This window comes from Flagellimonas sp. B-3 (genome assembly GCF_056857835.1).
On the sequence record NZ_JBSXNW010000017.1, the window covers coordinates 156,315 to 177,633 of the forward strand.

The 21,319-nt window shown below is 40.6% G+C and carries 20 protein-coding genes; 9 read left to right on the top strand and 11 right to left on the bottom strand.

Going from position 1 to position 21,319, the window contains the following annotated elements:
* Window positions 1–9: 9 nt before the first annotated feature.
* Together AC13CS_RS05510 and uvrB are read left to right on the top strand one after the other, a co-directional pair.
* Window positions 10–843 carry an ABC transporter permease gene (locus tag AC13CS_RS05510; protein ID WP_482888606.1) on the top strand — a complete coding sequence of 278 codons (834 nt, stop codon included), beginning with the start codon at window positions 10–12 and terminating at the stop codon, window positions 841–843.
* A 65-nt stretch (window positions 844–908) separates the two neighbouring features.
* The gene (gene uvrB, locus AC13CS_RS05515) at window positions 909–2,897 is read left to right on the top strand and encodes an excinuclease ABC subunit UvrB (protein WP_482888607.1); all 1,989 of its coding nucleotides are present in this window, start codon (window positions 909–911) and stop codon (window positions 2,895–2,897) included.
* 307 nt (window positions 2,898–3,204) lie between these two features.
* Here the strand turns inward: uvrB and AC13CS_RS05520 are convergent, their stop codons facing one another.
* The 5 genes from AC13CS_RS05520 to AC13CS_RS05540 all read right to left on the bottom strand — a co-directional run bounded on the left by AC13CS_RS05520 (window position 3,205) and on the right by AC13CS_RS05540 (window position 6,899).
* The gene (locus tag AC13CS_RS05520) at window positions 3,205–3,630 is read right to left on the bottom strand and encodes an Hsp20/alpha crystallin family protein (RefSeq protein ID WP_482888608.1); all 426 of its coding nucleotides are present in this window, start codon (window positions 3,628–3,630) and stop codon (window positions 3,205–3,207) included.
* Window positions 3,631–3,745: 115 nt separating this feature from the next.
* Window positions 3,746–4,147, bottom strand: a complete 402-nt coding sequence (locus AC13CS_RS05525; protein WP_163625852.1) for a TerB family tellurite resistance protein — start codon at window positions 4,145–4,147, stop codon at window positions 3,746–3,748.
* A gap of 115 nt (window positions 4,148–4,262) precedes the next feature.
* Complete coding sequence (locus AC13CS_RS05530) at window positions 4,263–4,598, bottom strand: hypothetical protein (RefSeq protein ID WP_293168340.1); 336 nt, start codon at window positions 4,596–4,598, stop codon at window positions 4,263–4,265.
* A 352-nt stretch (window positions 4,599–4,950) separates the two neighbouring features.
* Window positions 4,951–6,144, bottom strand: coding sequence for an ADP-forming succinate--CoA ligase subunit beta (sucC, locus tag AC13CS_RS05535; protein WP_326277861.1), 1,194 nt, complete (start codon window positions 6,142–6,144; stop codon window positions 4,951–4,953).
* Window positions 6,145–6,260: 116 nt separating this feature from the next.
* Complete coding sequence (locus AC13CS_RS05540; RefSeq protein ID WP_482888609.1) at window positions 6,261–6,899, bottom strand: LON peptidase substrate-binding domain-containing protein; 639 nt, start codon at window positions 6,897–6,899, stop codon at window positions 6,261–6,263.
* Between the two features lie 161 nt (window positions 6,900–7,060).
* Between AC13CS_RS05540 and lysA the strand changes: the two genes are divergently transcribed.
* Both lysA and AC13CS_RS05550 read left to right on the top strand, forming a co-directional pair.
* The gene (gene lysA, locus AC13CS_RS05545; RefSeq protein WP_293168346.1) at window positions 7,061–8,299 is read left to right on the top strand and encodes a diaminopimelate decarboxylase; all 1,239 of its coding nucleotides are present in this window, start codon (window positions 7,061–7,063) and stop codon (window positions 8,297–8,299) included.
* 99 nt (window positions 8,300–8,398) lie between these two features.
* Window positions 8,399–8,914: a DUF255 domain-containing protein gene (locus AC13CS_RS05550; protein ID WP_293168348.1), complete on the top strand. Its 516-nt coding sequence runs from the start codon at window positions 8,399–8,401 to the stop codon at window positions 8,912–8,914.
* Window positions 8,915–8,920: 6 nt separating this feature from the next.
* Here AC13CS_RS05550 and AC13CS_RS05555 read toward each other — a convergent pair whose 3' ends face one another.
* Window positions 8,921–11,014 (bottom strand): hypothetical protein, encoded by a 2,094-nt coding sequence (locus tag AC13CS_RS05555; RefSeq protein ID WP_482888611.1) that lies wholly within the window; start codon window positions 11,012–11,014, stop codon window positions 8,921–8,923.
* Between the two features lie 101 nt (window positions 11,015–11,115).
* On the bottom strand, window positions 11,116–12,588 hold the full coding sequence (gene guaB / locus AC13CS_RS05560; protein ID WP_014031696.1) for an IMP dehydrogenase: 1,473 nt from the start codon (window positions 12,586–12,588) through the stop codon (window positions 11,116–11,118).
* Between the two features lie 153 nt (window positions 12,589–12,741).
* Here guaB and AC13CS_RS05565 point away from each other — a divergent pair, with 153 nt between their 5' ends.
* Both AC13CS_RS05565 and AC13CS_RS05570 read left to right on the top strand, forming a co-directional pair.
* A complete protein-coding gene (locus tag AC13CS_RS05565) occupies window positions 12,742–13,092 on the top strand; it encodes a DUF6686 family protein (protein WP_482888612.1) in 351 nt (116 codons plus the stop codon).
* 289 nt (window positions 13,093–13,381) lie between these two features.
* Window positions 13,382–15,604: a TonB-dependent receptor family protein gene (locus tag AC13CS_RS05570; protein WP_482888613.1), complete on the top strand. Its 2,223-nt coding sequence runs from the start codon at window positions 13,382–13,384 to the stop codon at window positions 15,602–15,604.
* 52 nt (window positions 15,605–15,656) lie between these two features.
* Here AC13CS_RS05570 and AC13CS_RS05575 read toward each other — a convergent pair whose 3' ends face one another.
* The 4 genes from AC13CS_RS05575 to AC13CS_RS05590 are packed head-to-tail and all read right to left on the bottom strand — an operon-like array spanning window position 15,657 to window position 18,721.
* A complete protein-coding gene (locus tag AC13CS_RS05575) occupies window positions 15,657–16,520 on the bottom strand; it encodes a hydroxymethylglutaryl-CoA lyase (RefSeq protein ID WP_482888614.1) in 864 nt (287 codons plus the stop codon).
* Window positions 16,521–16,541: 21 nt separating this feature from the next.
* Entirely contained in the window at window positions 16,542–17,198 is a 657-nt protein-coding gene (locus tag AC13CS_RS05580) for a LysE family translocator (RefSeq protein ID WP_482888616.1), read from the bottom strand.
* 6 nt (window positions 17,199–17,204) lie between these two features.
* Window positions 17,205–18,245, bottom strand: coding sequence for a quinone-dependent dihydroorotate dehydrogenase (locus tag AC13CS_RS05585; protein WP_293168358.1), 1,041 nt, complete (start codon window positions 18,243–18,245; stop codon window positions 17,205–17,207).
* Between the two features lie 56 nt (window positions 18,246–18,301).
* Window positions 18,302–18,721, bottom strand: coding sequence for a hypothetical protein (locus tag AC13CS_RS05590; protein WP_482888617.1), 420 nt, complete (start codon window positions 18,719–18,721; stop codon window positions 18,302–18,304).
* A gap of 103 nt (window positions 18,722–18,824) precedes the next feature.
* Here AC13CS_RS05590 and pepT point away from each other — a divergent pair, with 103 nt between their 5' ends.
* From pepT to AC13CS_RS05605, 3 genes are read left to right on the top strand one after another with little or no spacing between them, the layout of a single operon-like run.
* A complete protein-coding gene (pepT, locus tag AC13CS_RS05595) occupies window positions 18,825–20,054 on the top strand; it encodes a peptidase T (RefSeq protein ID WP_482888618.1) in 1,230 nt (409 codons plus the stop codon).
* A gap of 2 nt (window positions 20,055–20,056) precedes the next feature.
* Window positions 20,057–20,647, top strand: coding sequence for a YdeI/OmpD-associated family protein (locus AC13CS_RS05600; RefSeq protein WP_482888619.1), 591 nt, complete (start codon window positions 20,057–20,059; stop codon window positions 20,645–20,647).
* 53 nt (window positions 20,648–20,700) lie between these two features.
* Window positions 20,701–21,303, top strand: a complete 603-nt coding sequence (locus tag AC13CS_RS05605; RefSeq protein ID WP_482888620.1) for a hypothetical protein — start codon at window positions 20,701–20,703, stop codon at window positions 21,301–21,303.
* The last annotated feature ends 16 nt before the right edge of the window (window positions 21,304–21,319 follow it).

The window sequence follows — 21,319 nt, forward strand, 5'->3', positions numbered from 1 at the left end:
AAAAAACGAATGTTACGTCTCCTACAAATAGAATTTATAAAACTGTGGAACAATAGGGCCAGCAAGGTACTTATTATCTCCTATTTTGTGCTCTTGACTTCCATCGCCCTCATTGCAGCAATTAAGTTTGATATTGGCCCGGTAGAGTTCCATCTTGCCGACCAAGGCATATTCAACTTCCCATACATTTGGCACTTCAACACCTTTGTAACGGCGTTGTTTAAGCTGTTTCTGGCTATTGTAATTGTTTCCATGATGTCCAACGAATACAGCAACAAGACCATAAAACAAAATTTGATAGACGGATTATCCAAAAAGGAATTCATTACTTCCAAAGTTCTCACGGTAATCTCTTTTGCGCTCATATCCACCATATTTGTTTTTGTGGTATCCATGATTCTTGGTTTGGCCTATTCGGACTACAACGAAATGTCCATCATATTCTCTGATTTGGAGTTTTTGCCCGCTTTCTTTATTAAGTTGGTCGGATTCTTCTCTTTCTGTCTTTTCTTGGGGATTTTGGTAAAACGCTCTGCTTTTGCGCTCGGTTTCCTGATTTTATGGACCATATTTGAGCAAGTGGTATTTGGTTTATTGGGCTGGAAAGTTATGAGCTGGGAAGCTGCTAAAGCAGTAAAAAGATTCTTTCCGTTGGAATCCATGTCCAACTTGATAAAAGAACCCTTTACAAGGCTCTCTGCGGTTCAAAACATAGGACAACAGATTGGAGAGAATATGAAGTTTGACTACCATGTTTATTGGTATGAGTTCTTCATAGTCATTATCTGGACGGCCATTTTCATCTATTTATCCTACGCCTTGTTGAAGAAACGCGATTTGTAACAACATCAAGCAAGAATATTTAAGCTTTGCTTCTATTTAGCGACTGCCTTTAGTATTTTTACTTTATGAAATTTCAGGTAGTTTCCGACTTTAAGCCAACGGGCGACCAACCCGAGGCCATACGACAATTGGTAGAGGGCATTGAAGCTAAAGCCCAACATCAGACCTTGCTCGGGGTAACTGGGTCAGGCAAAACATTTACCGTGGCCAATGTGGTGGAATCCGTTCAGCGCCCAACCTTGGTTTTGGCGCACAACAAGACCTTGGCAGCACAATTGTACTCGGAATTCAAGCAATTTTTTCCCAACAATGCCGTGGAATACTTTGTTTCCTATTACGATTATTATCAGCCCGAAGCCTATATTCCAACGAGTGGACTTTACATTGAAAAAGACCTTTCCATAAACGAGGATATAGAGAAATTACGATTGAGCACTACCTCCTCTCTCCTATCAGGAAGACGTGATGTACTTGTGGTGGCTTCCGTTTCCTGTTTATACGGTATCGGAAACCCTGTAGAATTTCAAAAGAACGTTATCACCATTCACAGAGATCAGGTCATCTCAAGAACAAAATTCCTAAAGCAATTGGTACAGAGTCTTTATGCTAGAACCACTGCGGATTTCAGAAATGGTAATTTTAGGGTAAAAGGCGATGTGGTGGATGTGTTTCCCGGCTATGCCGATCATGCCTTCCGCATTCATTTTTTTGGTGATGAAATTGAGGAAATCGAAGCATTGGATCCCTACAACAATAACGTCATTGAAATATATGATACGCTGAACATTTACCCGGCGAATATGTTCGTTACTTCTCCAGATGTGCTTCAGAATGCCATAAAGGAGATACAGGACGACCTTGTTAAGCAGATAGATTATTTTAAGGAAATCGGCAGACCTTTGGAAGCAAAACGCTTGGAGGAACGCACCAATTTTGACCTTGAGATGATTCGCGAACTGGGATATTGTTCCGGAATCGAGAATTATTCCAGGTATTTGGACGGAAGAAAACCCGGAACGCGCCCCTTCTGTCTGTTGGATTATTTTCCTGATGATTACCTTATGGTGATTGATGAAAGCCATGTAACCATACCCCAGGTACATGCCATGTACGGTGGGGACCGTTCTAGAAAAGAGAATTTGGTGGAATATGGTTTCCGTTTACCTGCGGCCATGGATAACCGTCCGTTAAAGTTTGAAGAATTTGAAGCGCTTCATAACCAAGTGATTTACGTAAGTGCCACCCCGGCCGATTACGAACTGGAGCTGAGCGAAGGGGTTTATGTGGAACAGATTATCCGACCAACAGGTTTATTGGATCCCGTAATCGAGGTGCGCCCCAGTGAAAACCAAATTGATGACCTCGTGGAAGAAATTCAACAGCGGGTGGAACAGGACGAACGCACACTGGTGACCACGCTTACCAAACGTATGGCGGAGGAACTTACCAAGTACCTGTCCAGAATTGATGTTAGGTGCCGTTACATCCATAGTGATGTGGATACCTTGGAAAGGGTGGAAATTATGCAGGACTTGCGCAAAGGTTTGTTTGATGTTCTCATTGGGGTCAATCTTTTGCGCGAAGGGTTGGATTTGCCCGAAGTGTCCCTCGTAGCCATACTGGATGCGGATAAAGAAGGTTTTTTGCGCAGCAACCGTTCCTTGACCCAAACCGTAGGGCGCGCAGCCCGAAATTTGAATGGGAAAGCAATTATGTATGCAGACAAGATTACCGACAGCATGCAAAAAACCATTGATGAGACCAATTACCGTAGGGACAAACAGATATCTTACAACAAGGAACACAACATAACCCCAACGGCATTGAAGAAAAATCTGGACAGTGCCTTGGCCAAAAATTCGGTTTCCACCTATCACTTCCAAAAAGAGGAGCTACGGGCAGCGGAACCGGACCTTGAGTATATAACCCAAGACCAAAAAGAAAAATTGATCAGGGAGAAAAGAAAGGCCATGGAAAAAGCCGCCAAAGAACTCAACTTTATGGAAGCGGCCAAACTAAGGGACGAAATAAAAATACTTCAGGAAAAGGAATAAACCCTTATGGACTCCAAGTTCCGGATAAGATATTTAAAAAGTAAAGAAACCCGACTGTCATCAGGCAAGTTTGTTATGGTTATTAGGTTATTTAGCCAACACACAACAACTCAATAATTCAGTAACTCACTAATTAACCATAAAATACAGAAAAAATTTATGAAGATCAATAGTATCTCCTATAAAATTACAAGGTTTAACCCTTGACCAACAATAAAAAACGCGCCCCCGCTAATGCAGGGGCGCGCCTCAAACTAACCAACTAATCCAACCATCATGAAACACCTATAGTTGGTGTTCTAATGTTTTATCCTATTTCAATCAATCGTTTTGGTTTTGGCAATGCCTCTTGTTTTTTGGGCAATGTCAATTTCAATACTCCATCCTCGTATTTGGCGTCGATTTTAGATCCATCTACAGTTTCGGGCAATGTAAAGGCTCTTTTAAAAGAGGTAAAGGAAAACTCCTTTCTTGTGTAGTTATCCGTGTTTTCCTCGTTCTCAGATTTCACTTCGCTGGAAATGGTCAACACATCATTGTCCACCTCAACGGTAAAATCATCTTTTTTCATGCCAGGAACGGCAAGTTCCAATTCAAAACCTTCGGTATTGTCCTTTATATTCACAGCGGGCACAGAAGTATTCCACTTTTCTGTTCCACCGAACCAATCAGGACCCATAAAATCGTTCATCAAGGATGGGAAAAACAGGTTGTTTCTTTTTACTATACTCATGGCGATTCAATTTTAGTTAAACATTTAAATCACCTTGTATAAGTCAAAACCTATACCAATAGAAAAAACATGTCTTTATGGCATAGTTTAAATGAAATTACATGTCATTTTGACATTAATTGTAATGTGCCTTGAAGATATTGATCAGCACATCCGGCGGAACAATTTTGTTGGGATAGCGGTGCATCACCTCTAAAACCTGACTAATGGCCGTGGGAGGCAAGCCCATTTTAAGTCCTATATTGTAAAGTGTATTGATTTCTTTTTTGTGCTGCTCCTGATCTATGTTCATGAGGAGAATAAGCCTATGGAACTGTACAATTCGCTCCGCTTGGGTTTTTAGGCGTACTTTGGGGGATTTTTCCTTTAACAGACCATCAAAAATATCTTTACTAACACCCAAACTTCGGGCTACTTGCAGCAAAAAATCATACTCCGACCGTTTCAAGGAATGATCTACCCTGGCAAAGGCAATCATCTCCGAAAGCATGCTCAATTTTTCCTTGTAGGTTCCCATATGGATGGTTTTGGTTTGCAATCTTTATTAGATAACTCCAAAACACCTCGTTTTAGTACATAAAAAAGCCCTGAAATTCAGGGCTTTTTCTAACTAACTCAAACAATTCCCGTTTTTAAGCGGTAATTCGTAATGGAAGTTCGTAAACTCTACCTGGGGCTACGTTGTCCAATTTCACCTTTTTGTAGTTTAAACGATTTTTCACGAAACCTTCCAAAATTTCATCTTTTGTTTCTACGGAAAGCACCACCAACTCACCTTTCTCGTTCACTATAAAGCGAACTTCGGCAGTCATTTCCTTGTCATCTGCGTTGAATTGATTTTCTTTCAACATTTCGTAGATCTGACCAGAAAGATTGTTTGCTTTCATTGGTTTTTTGCCTTCTGTTGCAAAAGCACTCATTGTGGCAAATAGTGCCAACGCTACCGATACAGTTTTTAATTTTCTCATGATCTTTGTTTTTTGATTAAAATTGATGATTATCGATTTGTCAATATTTGGACTTGATTAATGCCCCTTTTTAATGACACTTCAAAAATAAGACGATCAAAAAATAAAATTGTTATAGATTAGTGGGATTTAACAAATGTTTAATGTCTCTCTACTTGGGCAAATACCGGCTTTTATCATGAAAAAAATTCTATCCCTTTAACCTTATTTTCGGAAACCGTTCAAAACGAAATAAGTACAAATATCAATGGTTGGGTCAGCGCTAAAAAGGACGGTTTTTCGACCCCATAAAACAAAAAAGGGCAACGTTAAGATAACGTTGCCCTTTAATATTTTTTAGGATTCTGAGGATCTAACTCAAAACCTCTTCCACTTTATCCGCAGCTTCCTTAAACTGTACGGCAGAATGTACTGCCAAACCGGAGTTGTCGATGATTTCCTTGGCCAATTCTGCATTTGTGCCCTGCAACCTAACAATAATCGGCACCTGTATGGCATCGCCCATGTTTTTATAAGCATCTACAACGCCCTGCGCCACACGGTCGCAACGAACTATACCTCCAAAAATATTGATAAGAATTGCTTTTACATTGGGATCCTTTAGGATAATACGGAATGCTTCCTCAACCCTTTTGGCATCTGCAGTACCACCCACATCCAAGAAGTTTGCTGGTTCCCCTCCTGCCATTTTAATCAAGTCCATGGTAGCCATTGCCAATCCAGCACCGTTTACCATACAACCTACGTTGCCATCCAAATCAACATAGTTCAAGCCAACTTCACGCGCTTCAACCTCGATTGGGTTTTCTTCGCGAAGGTCACGCATTTCAGCATAAGCCTTTCTTCTATATAGTGCGTTGTCATCAATGGATACTTTGGCATCTACAGCCATAATTTTATCGTCTGAAGTCTTCAACACCGGATTTATCTCAAAAAGACTGGCATCGCTTTCCTCATAAGCTTTGTACAAGGACATTACAAATTTCACCATCTCCTTGAAAGCTGTACCGGACAATCCCAGATTAAAGGCAATCCTTCTAGCTTGGAAAGGCAAAAGCCCCATTCCGGGATCAATTTCTTCGGTAAAGATCAAATGTGGGGTCTTTTCTGCCACCTCTTCGATATCCATACCTCCTTCGGTAGAATACATGATCATGTTTCTTCCAGTTCCCCTGTTCAACAAAACGGACATGTAAAACTCGCTGGTCTCGCTGTCTCCTGGGTAATACACATCTTCGGCCACCAATACCTGGTGTACTTTTTTACCTTCGGCAGATGTTTGTGGGGTAACAAGGTTCATCCCAATAATGTTACCTGCCAGTTCTTCCACTTCTTTCAAGTTTTTGGCCAATTTTACGCCACCGCCCTTACCACGGCCACCGGCATGCACTTGCGCTTTTATTACGTGCCATCCGGTCCCGGTTTCCTCTGTAAGTTGTTTTGCGGCATCTACCGCTTCCTTGGCGTTGTGGGCAACAATTCCTCGTTGGATTCTAACTCCAAAACTGGCTAAAATCTCTTTTCCTTGATATTCGTGAAGATTCATCTGTGAATTTACTTTTGTTTGCAGACAAAAATAGAAAACACCGCTGACAAATTGAAGATGTTAAATGATTAATTCGCAATTGGCAGATTAAATAACCACTTTCTGCTTTGGAAAGGCTACAACTTGAAATCTTGAAAGTCCAAAGGATCAAAATTTTTAAAATGTCCGTTCATTTCGATGACTTCCTTGGTTCGGTTTACCTCGTTTAAAATATCTGTGGTGGCTTCTAAATGCTTTTTTATAAAATTCAAACGATCAGTTTCCTTCCTCAAGAGCAACAATTCATATTCCTGTTCAAAGGAAAGCCCCATTTTGTGCGCCAATGAATAGCTGTTGAACTGTTTGGGGGTTGTTTTCGTGAACGGGACATCCATGATATCGTATAGGGCCTCCACTTTTTGAAGCACTTCTTCCCTTAAACTTTCATCGGCATCGTTTTCCATTTCCAAGAATTCAACTTCTCCTCCAGCATACAACTTGCCTTCCATTTGTTTTTCAAAGCTCAATACTTTAAATACTTGGCGCGCCACACAAACCACGTCCATTTCTCCAGATTCGTAGGTATTCACTACCTCCACTAATTGTACCTCGGTCCCGTATGAAATTGCATTGTTTATAAAAACCGGGACACCAAAGGTCAAAGCTTCCTTTCTGCAATCGGTGATCAACTGTTTGTAACGGTCTTCAAAAATATGCAGCGGTACGGTTTCGCCTGGATAAAATACGGATTGTAATGGAAATAAGGGCAGCTTCATTTTCACAATTTATTTAAAAATACATATCAAAACCTAAAACCACAACTTCAAAAGACCTATTGTTGTTTCAAATAAAACAACTTGTTATATTTTGATAAAAATGTTTTATTTCTTGCGTGTATAAGTAACAACATATAGTTTTGTTTAAAATTCCGTTTAACATGAATTCTAAGGATTTACTTCAGCTTACCGAGCAGTTTGGCGCACCTCTTTATGTTTATGATGCCGATAAGATTACCTCACAATATAAAAAGCTCACCAATGCTTTTAAAGGGGTACCCAATCTTAAATTGAACTATGCGGCCAAAGCTTTGTCCAATCTTAGTATCTTAAGATTGTTGAACAGCTTGGGGAGTGGTTTGGACACGGTATCCATTCAAGAAGTTAAACTAGGGCTTTTGGCGGGCTTTAAGCCGGAGTCCATTATTTTTACCCCCAACGGTGTTTCTTTGGAAGAGATTGAGGAAGCTGCCGCCCTTGGCATTCAGGTTAACATAGACAATCTCTCCATTTTGGAACAATTTGGAAGCAAGCATCCCGATATTCCCGTTTGTATTCGGATCAACCCTCATGTAATGGCGGGAGGCAATTCCAAAATATCCGTTGGACATATCGATTCAAAATTCGGAATCAGCATTCACCAAATACCACATTTGTTGCGTATTGTGGAGTTGACCAATATGAACATCAACGGAATCCACATGCACACCGGTAGCGATATTTTGGATATTGATGTGTTTCTTTATGCGTCCGAAATTCTTTTTGAAACCGCAAAAAACTTCAAGGATTTAGAGTTTATAGATTTTGGTAGCGGGTTTAAGGTACCTTACAAAGAGGGCGATATCCAGACCAATGTAGATGAATTGGGCAAAAAACTCACCACAAGATTCAACGAATTCTGTAAGGAATACGGCAAAGAACTTACCCTCGCCTTTGAGCCCGGTAAATTTTTAGTGAGCGAAGCGGGTCACTTTTTGGCAAAGGTCAATGTGGTGAAACAAACCACTTCCACGGTTTTTGCAAGTGTGGACTCGGGCTTCAATCACCTTATCAGACCTATGTTGTATGGTTCCAACCATCAAATCATCAATATATCCAATCCAAAAGGCAAGGAACGCTATTACTCCGTTGTTGGGTACATCTGCGAAACGGACACTTTTGGAAGCAACCGTAGAATCAACGAAATATCCGAAGGTGACATATTGTGCTTTCAAAATGCCGGTGCCTATTGCTTTACCATGGCCAGTAACTATAATTCCAGATACAGACCGGCCGAAGTGCTTTGGTACCAAGGAAAAGCCCATTTAATAAGAAAAAGGGAAACTTTTGATGACATCCTGCACAACCAGGTAGATGTAAAAGGGCTTTTTGAATCACCTAAGAAACAGACCGTAAAATAACGGCAAAGCCCTATCAGACTGTTAAAACGAATACTTTTTTGGCACAATTTTCGTTAGTTTTGTATTGATATGACGACAATTACGTCAAAAACCAAGACTATGCGCTCAATTTACACCCAAATCAGCTTACTTTTTATAGTGTTTATAGGCTTTAACGCCCAAGCTCAAGATATTCAATGGATTTCTTGGGAGGAAGCCGTACAACTTTCCAAAACAGATGCCCAACCCAAAAAAATCTTTGTGGACGTCTATACAGATTGGTGCGGATGGTGCAAAAAGATGGATAAAAACACGTTTCAACATCCCGAAGTATCCAAATACATGCAGGAGAATTTCTACATGGTAAAGATGGATGCTGAAGGCAAGGACCCTATTGAGTACCAAGGCAAGACATTCAAGTTTGTTCCGTCTGGCAGAAGGGGTTACCATGAATTGGCAGCTGCACTATTACAGGGTAAGATGAGCTACCCTACCGTTGTTTTCTTGGACGAACAATTGAATATGCTTTCTCCTGTTCCTGGATATCAGCAGGTAGAGCCCTTTATGCAGATTGCCAAATACTTCGGCGACAATATTTACAAGGATAAAGATTGGCAAAGCTATGCTGGGAAGTAAATTTCTTTAATTGCTGCAATTTCCGTTTATAATATTCTGTTCAGTTGGATTATAGGCATTATCTCTTACAATAAAATCACCCACTAAACCTCCACTTATTAGTAAGTTTTGTAAAGAGCAATAATCCGTAAGATTTGTATTCATGTCTGCCATAAAAAATCCACCAATTGATATTATATTTGATAAACTATTCAAGTTTGATAATTCTTGATTACGATTTACATTTAGATTTCCTGTTATTTGAGTTATTCCATTCAGAATATCAAATTCCTGTAATTTGGTATTACTAATTGAGAGGTTTCCTCTTATTGTGGTAATTTCCAAACTCTCAAAACCCTTAACTTCTTCCAAGTTTTGACCACTAAAAGTAATATTTCCCTCAATACTCACAAGACTTGAAAAACCTCCAATCCGCACTAAAGCATTAGTAAAACCTAAACCTAATCCCCCCACTGAAATCAAATTATCAAAACCTACAATTTCAGTCATGCCTGTCAAATATAAACCACCATCAATTTTTTCAAGATTGGAAAGTGCGTCAAAGCTAGTAATGGGCTCATACGTGGCAATAAAATCACCTTTAACGGCTTTCAATGCTTCCAAACCCTCAAAACTTTGAACGTTGAAATTTTGGTCAACTTGAAAATTTTTATTAAACACAGTTATGTTTTCAAAACCTATAAAATTTGTCAAAGCATTATTTTTATTGAAATGTATGTCACCTTCAATATCAGATAAACTATCAAATCCTTTAACATTTTGAAGCAGGTCATTATATCCGACAAATAAAGTTCCTCCAATAGAAACGAGATTATCAAATCCTTCCATATTAAGGACAATGTCATTATAAACAATTCTCATATCGCCCCCTATTCTCTTTATGTTTAACAGACCTTCAAAGTTCGATAAGTTATCGTTATTTATTACTTCCAAACTTGAACCAACAATTTCCAGCGTAGAAAGAGCATTTAAATTTGTTATATCTGTAATTATTGGTTCAAAACCATTTATATAACCGCCAATAGACAAACTCCCAGTGATTTCATCATATCCAAAAGCACCAAATTCATCTACCTCTTGCTGGGTCAGCAAAACAATATCTCCATCAAAAACATTATTTGAACTTTCTAATGTTCTGATAGATATTTCATTTCCATAGGCAGTTCCCACCTCATTGGTAGCATAAGCTCTTACATAATATTGGGTATTGGGCGTCAAATCCTGTAAAGTAATTTCATACTCACCTATTCCGGAACCAAAAGCTGCATTATCATCTTCTATGGTAGGGCTTGGATCAGTGCTCCAACAAACCCCTCTGGATGTAATTTCAGCTCCTCCATTGGAAGAAATAACACCTCCACCAATTGCCGAAATTTGACCTAATTCAGTAACTTCTTTAGTTGTTAAGGATGCTAAAGCCGGATTAGTCGTAAATGTGATTTCATTACCATAGGAAACCCCTTCTGAATTCACCACATAAGCCCTAACGAAATACGCTGTATTGGGCGACAGTCCATTTAATTCACTGACAAACTCATCCGAACCTTCTCCGTCTTCAGTTATATTATCTTCTATTGTCGGATTGGCGTTTGTATCCCAGCATATACCTTTGGAAATAATTTCTGTTCCACCATCATCAGAAATAACCCCTCCACTTATCGCAGAGCTATCCTTTATATCAGTCATTTCATTGGTAGAAAGAACAGCCAAAGATGCATTGGTAGTAAATGTCATTTCGTTTCCGTAGGCAGTTCCTTCAGAGTTACTTGCATAAGATCTGAAATAATATTGGGTCGCCCTCTTCAAACCAGATAAAGTCGTACTAAATTCTCCCTCACTCTTACCATTTGTAGTTTTGTCCCCAGAAATAGTCGGGTTGGGAGCTGTCCCCCAAACAATACCTTTCGCAGTAATTGTCCCTCCACCGTCATTCGTAGCGTTACCTCCCACTTCAGCTGAAGTGCTGGTAATGGAACTAGCGGCAATAGTACTTATTGATGGTAAATTAATTTCGACTGGTTCCTCATTATTGTCAGAGTCACTACTACAAGAAAACATAAGAAATATAGCAAAAGCGGAAAATACAACTTTTCTAAGCATAGAGTAAAGTAGGTTGAATTAGCTTCACAAGAATAACAAATCTTTGTCAGAAAAGCAATACAACTTAATTAAGCCGAGAAAAATTGCCTTGAACTATAAATTCACCTACTATAATTCGGACTTTCTTTGGTGATGGTCACGTTGTGCGGGTGACTTTCGTGGATACCGCTTGATGTAATCTTCACAAAACGGGCATTGTTTTTCAAAGTTTCAATATCGCCTGCTCCGCAATAGCCCATACCAGCTCGTAGACCACCAATAAATTGGTGCATGCTTTCCTCCAGTTCACCTTTGTACGGCACTCGGCCAACAATGCCTTCTGGAACCAATTTCTTGATATCGTCCTCAACATCTTGGAAATAGCGGTCCTTACTACCTTTTTTCATAGCTTCCACAGAGCCCATTCCACGGTACGACTTAAACTTACGGCCTTCGTAAATAATGGTTTCTCCCGGAGATTCTTTGGTACCTGCCAACAAAGAGCCCAACATCACTGTATCGGCTCCGGCTGCCAATGCCTTGGGAATATCTCCTGTATAACGGATACCACCATCGGCAATTACAGGAATTCCTGTTCCTTTTAATGCGGCAGAGACCTCCAAAACTGCGGAAAATTGTGGAAAACCAACACCTGCCACAACACGAGTGGTGCAAATGGAGCCTGGTCCAATTCCCACTTTAACGGCATCGGCACCTGCTTCAACCAAATATTTTGCAGCTTCGGCAGTTGCAATGTTGCCTACCACCACTTCCAATTCTGGAAATGACTTCTTCACTTCTTTTAAAATACTCACCACACCTTTGGTGTGTCCGTGGGCCGTATCAATAATTATGGCATCCACACCTGCCTTTACCAATGCTCCGGCTCTATCAACAGCGTCGGCCGTCACCCCTATGGCAGCAGCTACACGCAAACGTCCGTATTGATCTTTATTGGCAATGGGTTTTTGGGAAAGTTTGGTAATATCCCTAAAAGTAATCAAACCAATAAGTTCCTCCTTATCGTTGATCACTGGTAGTTTTTCAATTTTATTTTCCTGTAGGATTACCTCAGCCTGTTGCAGCGAAGTACCTTCTGCCACCGTCACCAAATTTTCGGAAGTCATTACATCGGCTATGGGCCTATCATCATTTTTCTCAAAACGAAGGTCGCGGTTGGTTACAATACCAATAAGCCTTTTATTGTCATCCACAATCGGGATTCCACCAATACTATGCTCTTTCATGCTGGCCTTGGCATCACGTACCACAGATTCCAAAGGAAGGGTAACGGGATCCATGATCATTCCGCTTTCTGCACGCTTTACCTTTCTAACCTTGATCGCCTGTTGCTCAATCGTCATGTTCTTGTGAAGAACACCAATGCCACCCTCCCTTGCCATGGCAATTGCCATACGCGATTCGGTTACCGTATCCATGGCCGCGGAAACAATGGGCACATTTATGGTAATGTTCTTGGTAAATTTTGATTGAATGTTTACTTCTCTGGGAAGTACTTCGGAGTATGCCGGCACAAGAAGAACGTCGTCATAAGTAAGTCCTTCTCCAACAATTTTGTTTTGGTGAGCTTCCATTGCAATTACGGATTAATTGCGTGCAAATATACCACTAATTTATTTGAATACCTCGTTGTGCCGACATTACATTTTCTCACTTATTCGGAAATTCATTTCAATTATTTAGAATGATTCTATATAATTATTATCTTTATGACTCAATTCTTTTTTATGTGCAACTATTTGAATGTAATGAACCGGTCCAAAAATGGGGTGTTGACTTTTTGCAACCGCAGCAAATTATTCCAATTGATATATAACAATCTCTGTTTTGAACTCTACGAGTGGGAACTGGAAGCTTTGAGGGAATACATAGAACAACTGGATATACCTTATTGGGAAAAGCAGCTGAAAAATTGGAATCATCAACGTAAAATACCTATTTCCGTAGGAAAAAAGCACTTTATTATTTTGGTAAACAAAGAAGAAGTAAATGAAATATTAAGCCTGCTCCGTTTAGAAAAACAAAAGGTGAAATTGCTATCTTCTAAGGAAATTGCTTATCAATTTATAGAGAACTAACTTAATGTACTTGTTGTAACTTGTTGGGAAAAATAAATTACCATAGTAACAAGTGGGCCAAGCCTAAATGATAAAAACAGAGGTTTTCAATAATCAAATATGGAATAGTCTCCCTATTCATTTTGCATCTCATTACAGTATTCCACAAAGGTCGCTTTTAAGTAGTATCGGAAAGAAAAAATCCATCTTTATATTTATTTATTCTAAATAACCTTTGTTTTGTTCACGGAAGCACATATTTTTGCCTCGCAAATTAACATATTATTTATAATAAGTCTTAATTAAAATTATGTACAGACTATCCTTAACTATTGCGCTTTTAAGTTGCCTGATTCTTTCTGGACAGCAAAATCAAATATCCACCGACTCATCGACCATTCAATTGAACGAAGTGGTGCTATCGGCCAAGGTCATTTTTGGGAGCAAATTTGCCGCCAAGAACAGGACAGGCTCTTCTTACTACCTTTCTCCCGAAGAAATCAAAAAATTCAACTATACCGATATCAACCGTACATTACGTTCCGTTCCTGGGGTTAACATTTACGAAGAGGATGGTTTCGGCCTTAGACCGAACATTAGTTTAAGGGGCACATCCCCAGAAAGAAGTTCCAAAATTACATTGATGGAAGACGGTGTCCTCATTGCACCTGCTCCCTACAGTGCTCCATCCGCCTATTATTTTCCCACTATAGCCCGTATGCAAGCTGTAGAAATATTGAAGGGGAGCAGTCAGGTTCAATACGGACCATATACCACGGGAGGTGCCATCAATATGGTTTCCACTGAAATTCCAGACAACTTTGGTATATTTCTGAACAGTAGCTACGGAAGTTTTCAAAGCGGCCGTATCCACGCACAACTTGGAGATAGCCAAAAAAACTTCGGATACGCCGTGGAATACCTCAATTACAATTCCAACGGGTTCAAAAACCTTGAAAACGGAGACAACACTGGTTTTGACAAAAATGATCTAGTTGCCAAGTTTAAGGTCAACACCAATCCCGAAGCGCCACTTGGGCAAGAGTTTGAGATAAAATTCCAGTATTCCGACGAAACATCCAACGAAACCTACCTCGGATTAACCCAAGAAGATTTTAATGCCGACCCTTTCCGTCGCTATGCAGGCTCCCAAAACGATCAAATGAATACCGAACACTTTCAGGTCATGGGAACTCATGCTTTAAAGTTCAGCGATCAGTTTCGAATTACCACTGTTGGTTATTACAACGATTTTAGCCGTAATTGGTATAAGGTCGACTATGTTACAGTTGATGGGGAACGCCAAGGAATTGGGAACATATTCAGCAATCCTACCACGTTTAATGCTTACATTGATTTGGTGACAGGAACCACCAACAGTGATGGTGACGATTTTCTAAATGCACGCAACAACAATCGTGATTATTTATCAACGGGGGTGCAGACCAAATTGGACTACCATTGGAGCGGTGAGAACACCTACCATGATTTGGAAATAGGATTACGCTACCATTATGATGAGGAAGATCGCTTTCAATGGATAGATGATTATGCCATGGTGAACGGGAACATGCAATTGATCAATGCGGGTATTCCCGGAACCAATGCCAATCGTATCAGTAGTGCAAGAGCCTTTGCTTCCTACGCCATGTATAAGCTAAAAATCAACGATTTGACCTTGACCCCGGGACTTCGTTACGAGAATATATCTTTGGAACGATTGGACTACGGTACCGATGACATCTCCCGCGAGGGCACGGATATTTCGGAGCGACGAAACAAGGTCGACGTGTTTATTCCAGGTATCGGGTTCAATTATAATTTCAATACACTTTCCGTATTTGGTGGAGTACACAAAGGATTCTCTCCACCCAGCAACCAACCCGGTGAAGACCCTGAAGAAAGTATCAATTACGAATTAGGGAGCCGTTTTTCCTTTGCAGGAGTCTCTGGGGAGCTGGTCGGTTTCTACAACGATTACAGCAATTTATTGGGAAGCGACCTTGCAGCATCTGGCGGTACAGGCACATTAGATCAGTTCAATGCTGGAGAAGTGCATGTACAGGGCATAGAGTTGTTGCTCAACTATAACTTTTTGGAAAACAACGAAAACCTTCAATTACCCTTTACTTTTGGCTACACCCTGACCGACACGGAGTTTTTGAACGGTTTTGGTAGTAATAATGATATCTGGGGCGAAGTTAATTCAGGCGATGAAATGCCCTACATCGCCAAGCATCAGTTCAACGCCTCTCTATCCTTGGAGCATCAAAATTTTGAAATCAACCTTAGTGGAAGATATAATGGCGCGTTTAGAACCAAGGCAGGCAATGGGCCCATCTTAGCTAGTGAGAAAGTGGAGTCCAACTTTATTGTGGACCTTGGCGGTCGTTACAGATTCAACAAGCATATAGCCCTTACTGCGAATATCATCAACTTACTGGATGAAACCTATGCCGTTTCGAGGGTTCCTGCCGGTCTTCGACCAGGGCATCCCTTCGGGATTTATGCGGGAATCGAACTTCGTTATTGATTCTTTTTCGTAGAAAAATTAGACTATAAAGGCACTCTCCCGGGTGCCTTTTTTAGTGGTATACCGAAAATAGCTCGGTCGCCTTGTTAAATGCCGCTTCAAAAACCATCCAGTTGACACCGGTATCGGCTTTCTCTGCAGTAAAATAGGACAGCATTTTTTCGGTGGGCATATTGCCCGTAAGTTCATCCTTTGCCATGGGGCAACCGCCAAAACCTTGTACGGCACCATCAAAACGGCGGCAACCTGCCTTGTAGGCAGCATCCACTTTTTCGTGCCATTTGGTGGGCGTAGTATGTAAATGGGCCCCAAACTCAATTTCTGGGTATTTGGGAATAAGATTGGAAAACAGGTACTCGATCACCTCTGGAGTAGAACTTCCGATGGTATCCGACAACGACAGGATCCTGGTTCCCATCTCGGCCAGTTTCTCTGTCCACTCCCCTACAATTTCCACATTCCAAGGGTCGCCATACGGATTTCCGAACCCCATGGAAATGTATGTCACCACTTCCTTGCCATTGGCATCGGCGAACTCCAAGATTCCTTTTAGTGTTTCCACGGATTGGTCAATGGTCTTGTGCGTGTTCCGCATCTGAAAGTTTTCCGAAATGGAAAAAGGGAACCCCAAATAATCAATCGCATCGTGTTTGCAAGCATCTTCCGCCCCACGAACATTGGCCACAATGGCCAAAAGATTGCTTTGCGTCCTTGATAAATCCAATCGTGCCAACACTTCTGCGGTATCCTGCATTTGAGGGATGGCCTTGGGCGACACAAAACTTCCAAAGTCGATGGTGTCAAAACCGCAGCCCAACAAGGATTGGATATATTTAACCTTCTCTTGTGTAGGGATAAAGGTTTTGATACCCTGCATCGCATCCCGTGGACATTCTATGAGTTTTACTTTTGGCATAGGCTTCCGTAAAAATAGCACTTATTTATCCGATAGAAATAGATAAACCGCAATCCCTACAAAAACAACGATCTGCACCCATTTGAGGTAAACGCCCGCGTTTTGATGACGGGTCAAGTACTTGGAAATTTTACCCGCAAGTATTGCAATTGCGCCAAAAACAATGAGGGCAGAAAGCATAAAAAGCAGTCCTAAAATATAGAATTGAATTACGGTATTGAGTTCTTCACTAAACAAAAATCCTGGAAAAAAGGCCAAAAAGAAGATGGTGACCTTGGGGTTGAGCACATTCATGGTAAAACCTGTCCAAAAGAGCTTTATGGGTGTTTTGGCCGGTTTATTTTCCTTATCCAGAAAGATGGATGCATCACTACGGTAAACTTGATAAGCCAAGTACAAAAGATATAAGGCACCAAAAAGCTTGATGGCAAAAAATAATGCATCGCTCCTTTTAATGATTTCCGAGACTCCAAAGGCAAGCAAGGTTGTATGCACCAAACAGCCCGAAACCAAACCAAAAACCGTCGCCAAACCAGATTTTGTTCCGTTACTGATGCTTTGGGTAAGTACAAAAATATTGTCCGGTCCCGGTGAAATGGCCAAAGCGAGCGATGACACCAAAAACCCGATCAGTATAGGGTAATTAACGGTTTCCAGAAATAAAAACAAACTGTGCATATAACCTTAGTCCATTTTTTCCAAAATGGCCTTGTTTATTTTCTTGATAAGTCCGGGGCCTTCGTAAATAAAACCGGTGTAGAGTTGTACCAAATCGGCACCTGCCTCCAGTTTTTCCAAGGCATCTTCTGGCGAATGTATACCGCCCACTCCAATAATCGGGAATGCCTTTCTGCTGTTTTCAGATAAAAAACGAATTACCTCGGTACTTCGTTTGGTCAACGGTTTTCCACTTAGACCACCCTTTTCTTCGGATAAAATCAAATGCGACTTCAATCCTTTTCTTTCTATGGTGGTATTCGTAGCGATTACACCATCAATTTTGGTATCCGCAACAATCTCTATGATGTCCAACAGTTGATCATCGGTCAAATCCGGAGCGATCTTAAGTAAAATTGGTTTCTCTTTCTGTTTTGAACCTTTCGCCAGTTTACTGTTATGGCTTTTGAGTTTTTTCAACAATTTGGTCAAAGGCTCCTTATCCTGAAGCTCCCGAAGCCCCGGGGTATTGGGAGAACTCACGTTTACCACAAAATAGTCCACGTGTTCGAACAGTGCTTCGAAGCAAATTAAGTAATCCTTAATGGCATCTTTGTTTGGCGTTACCTTGTTCTTCCCGATATTTCCCCCAACTATAACACGGTGCGGCTTCTTTAACTGTTCCACAGCTTCAAAAACACCTTTGTTGTTAAATCCCATTCGATTGATGATCGCTTTATCCTCGCGTAGGCGAAACAACCGTTTTTTTGGATTGCCAGGTTGAGGCTTTGGGGTTACCGTGCCTATTTCAACAAAACCGAACCCAAAATCGGAGAACTCGTTGTAAAGACTGGCATTTTTATCAAAACCAGCCGCAAGACCTACGGGGTTTTTAAACTTAACGCCAAAAACCTCGCGCTCCAGTTTTGGGTCGTTCAAAATGAAGGATCTCCTAAAAAGACGGCTTAAACCCAGTTTTGAAAAAAACTTAATGGCCCAAAAGGAAAAGTGGTGCACGGTTTCTGCATCAAACAAAAAAAGTACGGGGCGAATAAGTATTTTATACATTCAAAATGGATTTTGGACAAAAATAAAAACTCTTAAAACAGTTCTTAACAATTCGGTCAATTTTCGTCAACGGGCCTATTAATGTGGATAGGACGCAAGCTTAGCTGACCACATAATTTTAAATACCTTTCGTATTGGGTCTTATTGAAGCTCGTCAGTAATCTTTTATCAATCATTCTCACGTTTTGTTTCATGCTGTCCAGTATGGTAGCATATTGCTTGGAAACGGTAATCAATACCTCGGGAGAGCTTTCCTTGTTCTTTTTCATCAGATATGTTGCCTTATCCTTTAAAAAATCGTTCCGGATTTTTAACTCGGCACTCCAATTCTTTAGGTTCTCTTGTTGCTCTTCTGTCAACTCAAAAACCTTGGCTATGGTTTCGTTGTCCCGTCCGCCCACACCCAATATACAATCCATTTGGGCAAACCCGCAAAACCCAAAAATCAAAAAAAGAAATAATACTACCGCTTTCAATTGAGGTTGCTATTAATGGTTTTGGAAAGATACTTATTAAAGCCTTTGATTTGCAAAATTACGTTTGAATATGCATTATTTTTGAAAAAACTAAACACTGACCATGGAAAAATTATTACCTCGATTTTTGGAATATGTAACCACGGATACACAAAGCGACCCCTATTCCAAAACCACACCCAGTACGGAAAAGCAATGGGACTTGGCCAAAAAATTGGTGTTGGAACTGCATCAGATTGGTATGCAAGAAGTCTCCATTGACGAGAACGCCTACATTATGGCTACGTTGCCCAGCAATTTGGACAAAAAAGTGCCCACCATTGGTTTTGTTTCCCATTTTGATACTTCCCCTGATTTTTCGGGCAGAAATGTAAAGCCCCAGATTATTGAGAATTATGATGGAAAGGATATTGTGCTGAACAAGTTGAAAAACATTGTATTGTCTCCCGATTATTTTGAAGACCTAAAAGCCTACGAAGGTCAAACCTTGATTACTACAGACGGGACCACTTTGTTGGGCGCAGATGACAAGGCGGGGATCGCAGAAATTATTACGGCGATGGAATACTTGATCAATCACCCCGAGATCAAACACGGTAAAATTCGGATTGCCTTTACTCCAGACGAAGAAATTGGTCGCGGTGCACACAAATTTGATGTAAAAAAGTTCGGGGCGGAATGGGCCTACACCGTGGACGGTAGCCAAGTGGGCGAACTGGAATATGAAAACTTCAACGCGGCCAAGGCCAAAATCACCATAACGGGAAAAAGTGTGCACCCGGGCTACGCCAAGAACAAAATGGTCAACGCCATTGGCATTGCCAACGATTTTTTAAGCCACCTCCCTCCTAGCGAGGTTCCCGAACACACCATGGGAAGAGAAGGTTTTTTCCATGTGCACAACATAAAGGGCGAAATTGAACAGGCGGAGATAGAACTCATTATCCGAGACCACGATGCGGTCCATTTTGAGGCAAGGAAAGATTTATTGAACGACATCAAGGAAAAACTCAACAAAAAATATGGGGAATATATCAACCTGACGATTGAAGACCAATACAAAAACATGCGGGAAAAAGTAGAACCCATGTTCCATATTGTGGAGATTGCCGAAGAAGCGATGAAATCGCTCCAAATAGAGCCCATTATAAAACCCATTCGAGGGGGAACGGATGGTTCGCAGCTAAGTTTTATGGGCCTACCGTGCCCCAATATTTTTGCCGGGGGACACAATTTTCATGGTAAATACGAGTACGTTCCTTTGGAAAGTATGGAGAAAGCGGTGAAGGTAATCGTAAAAATTTGCGAACTTACTGCTATTCAAATCAGATAGTTGTGGGAAAATCCAAAAAAATAGAGGGTTATTACGAAAAGGAGCATCCGTTCAGGGAGGGCATAGGTTTTCTACGTGAAATCGCCTTAAAAACAGAAGCCCAAGAAGATTTTAAATGGAGTATTCCCGTGTACACCTTAAATGGAAAGAATGTATTCGGTATTTGTAAGTTCAAGGGGCATTTTGGGATTTGGTTTTTTAATGGGGTGTTTTTAACGGATTCCAAAAAAGTGCTCGAAAATGCGCAGGAAGGCAAAACCAAGGGCATGCGCCATTGGAAGTTCCATAGTTTGAACGAAGTTGACGAAAAAATGGTGTTGGCCTATATGGTTGAAGCTTTGGAAAACCAAAAAAAGGGGCTGGAGGTAAAAGCGGAGAAAACCAAGAAAGTTGAAATTCCAGAGTTGCTACAAGCCGAACTGGCGAAGGATGCTGCTTTAAAAACCGCTTTAAAAAAGTTTACGCCTTACAAGCAAAAAGAATTCTACGAATACATTGCCGAAGCCAAACAAGAGAAAACCAAACTCCGGCGGTTGGCCAAAATACTTCCCATGATCAAGGAGGGTGTTGGGTTGAATGATGGGTATAGGTAGTTTATAGTTGGACAAATGATTTTTTAAAGCAATTCATTAATCGAATAGTTGACATGATGTTTCACTTTATTCTATTACCTCTAATCCTTTTTCAAATTTCAAGTCCGAAGTTTGATAATGACGTAAATAATCCTGAACTATGTAAAAAGCTTCAGGAAATGGCAATTGCTGGCCAAAAGTACAGAGGCAGCGACCAAAACATCAAAGACGTATACCCATTGGTTTTAGACTCACTCATTAAGGCCAAAGGTTATACCCAACAGACTTTTGAACTTCTGCCTGAACATGAACAAGGTAAAATTAAGCATTTATCTTTCAAATTATTGTCCCATCACATAAAGCCCAAAATGGCAGAAAATAAATTATTGGCAAAGAAGCAAGAAAAAATTGATGCTGCCAATACCGAAGAGCTAATCAAAATTGTAAAAGAGAATGGTTGGGTTACAAGAAGAAGCTTGGGGTGTGATCAAAAGTTTCGGACAGCTATAATATTCCGTCATGCCCCGAAAAAGTATTGGAAACAAGTTCGAGAACTCATAGAAAAAGAAATAAAAGCGAAGCGAATATCGGAGTACGAATATTATGTGATCGACAATCATTTGAAAGGAAGGCCTCCACTGACCAAAAAACGTTCAGACTTTCCGAATTCAAATTGATACATTAATGATTATA

What these genes read in the sequence shown, in the direction of transcription:
- AC13CS_RS05605 (WP_482888620.1), top strand. Translation starts at nt 20,701, where the DNA reads ATGATGTTTCACTTTATTCTATTACCTCTAATCCTTTTTCAAATTTCA.
- AC13CS_RS05555 (WP_482888611.1), bottom strand. Translation starts at nt 11,014, where the DNA reads ATGCTTAGAAAAGTTGTATTTTCCGCTTTTGCTATATTTCTTATGTTT.
- uvrB (WP_482888607.1), top strand. Translation starts at nt 909, where the DNA reads ATGAAATTTCAGGTAGTTTCCGACTTTAAGCCAACGGGCGACCAACCC.
- AC13CS_RS05585 (WP_293168358.1), bottom strand. Translation starts at nt 18,245, where the DNA reads ATGTATAAAATACTTATTCGCCCCGTACTTTTTTTGTTTGATGCAGAA.
- AC13CS_RS05530 (WP_293168340.1), bottom strand. Translation starts at nt 4,598, where the DNA reads ATGAGAAAATTAAAAACTGTATCGGTAGCGTTGGCACTATTTGCCACA.
- pepT (WP_482888618.1), top strand. Translation starts at nt 18,825, where the DNA reads ATGGAAAAATTATTACCTCGATTTTTGGAATATGTAACCACGGATACA.
- AC13CS_RS05575 (WP_482888614.1), bottom strand. Translation starts at nt 16,520, where the DNA reads ATGCCAAAAGTAAAACTCATAGAATGTCCACGGGATGCGATGCAGGGT.
- AC13CS_RS05510 (WP_482888606.1), top strand. Translation starts at nt 10, where the DNA reads ATGTTACGTCTCCTACAAATAGAATTTATAAAACTGTGGAACAATAGG.
- AC13CS_RS05520 (WP_482888608.1), bottom strand. Translation starts at nt 3,630, where the DNA reads ATGAGTATAGTAAAAAGAAACAACCTGTTTTTCCCATCCTTGATGAAC.
- AC13CS_RS05550 (WP_293168348.1), top strand. Translation starts at nt 8,399, where the DNA reads ATGCGCTCAATTTACACCCAAATCAGCTTACTTTTTATAGTGTTTATA.
- AC13CS_RS05565 (WP_482888612.1), top strand. Translation starts at nt 12,742, where the DNA reads ATGTGCAACTATTTGAATGTAATGAACCGGTCCAAAAATGGGGTGTTG.
- AC13CS_RS05525 (WP_163625852.1), bottom strand. Translation starts at nt 4,147, where the DNA reads ATGGGAACCTACAAGGAAAAATTGAGCATGCTTTCGGAGATGATTGCC.
- AC13CS_RS05540 (WP_482888609.1), bottom strand. Translation starts at nt 6,899, where the DNA reads ATGAAGCTGCCCTTATTTCCATTACAATCCGTATTTTATCCAGGCGAA.
- lysA (WP_293168346.1), top strand. Translation starts at nt 7,061, where the DNA reads ATGAATTCTAAGGATTTACTTCAGCTTACCGAGCAGTTTGGCGCACCT.
- AC13CS_RS05570 (WP_482888613.1), top strand. Translation starts at nt 13,382, where the DNA reads ATGTACAGACTATCCTTAACTATTGCGCTTTTAAGTTGCCTGATTCTT.
- sucC (WP_326277861.1), bottom strand. Translation starts at nt 6,144, where the DNA reads ATGAATCTTCACGAATATCAAGGAAAAGAGATTTTAGCCAGTTTTGGA.
- AC13CS_RS05580 (WP_482888616.1), bottom strand. Translation starts at nt 17,198, where the DNA reads ATGCACAGTTTGTTTTTATTTCTGGAAACCGTTAATTACCCTATACTG.
- guaB (WP_014031696.1), bottom strand. Translation starts at nt 12,588, where the DNA reads ATGGAAGCTCACCAAAACAAAATTGTTGGAGAAGGACTTACTTATGAC.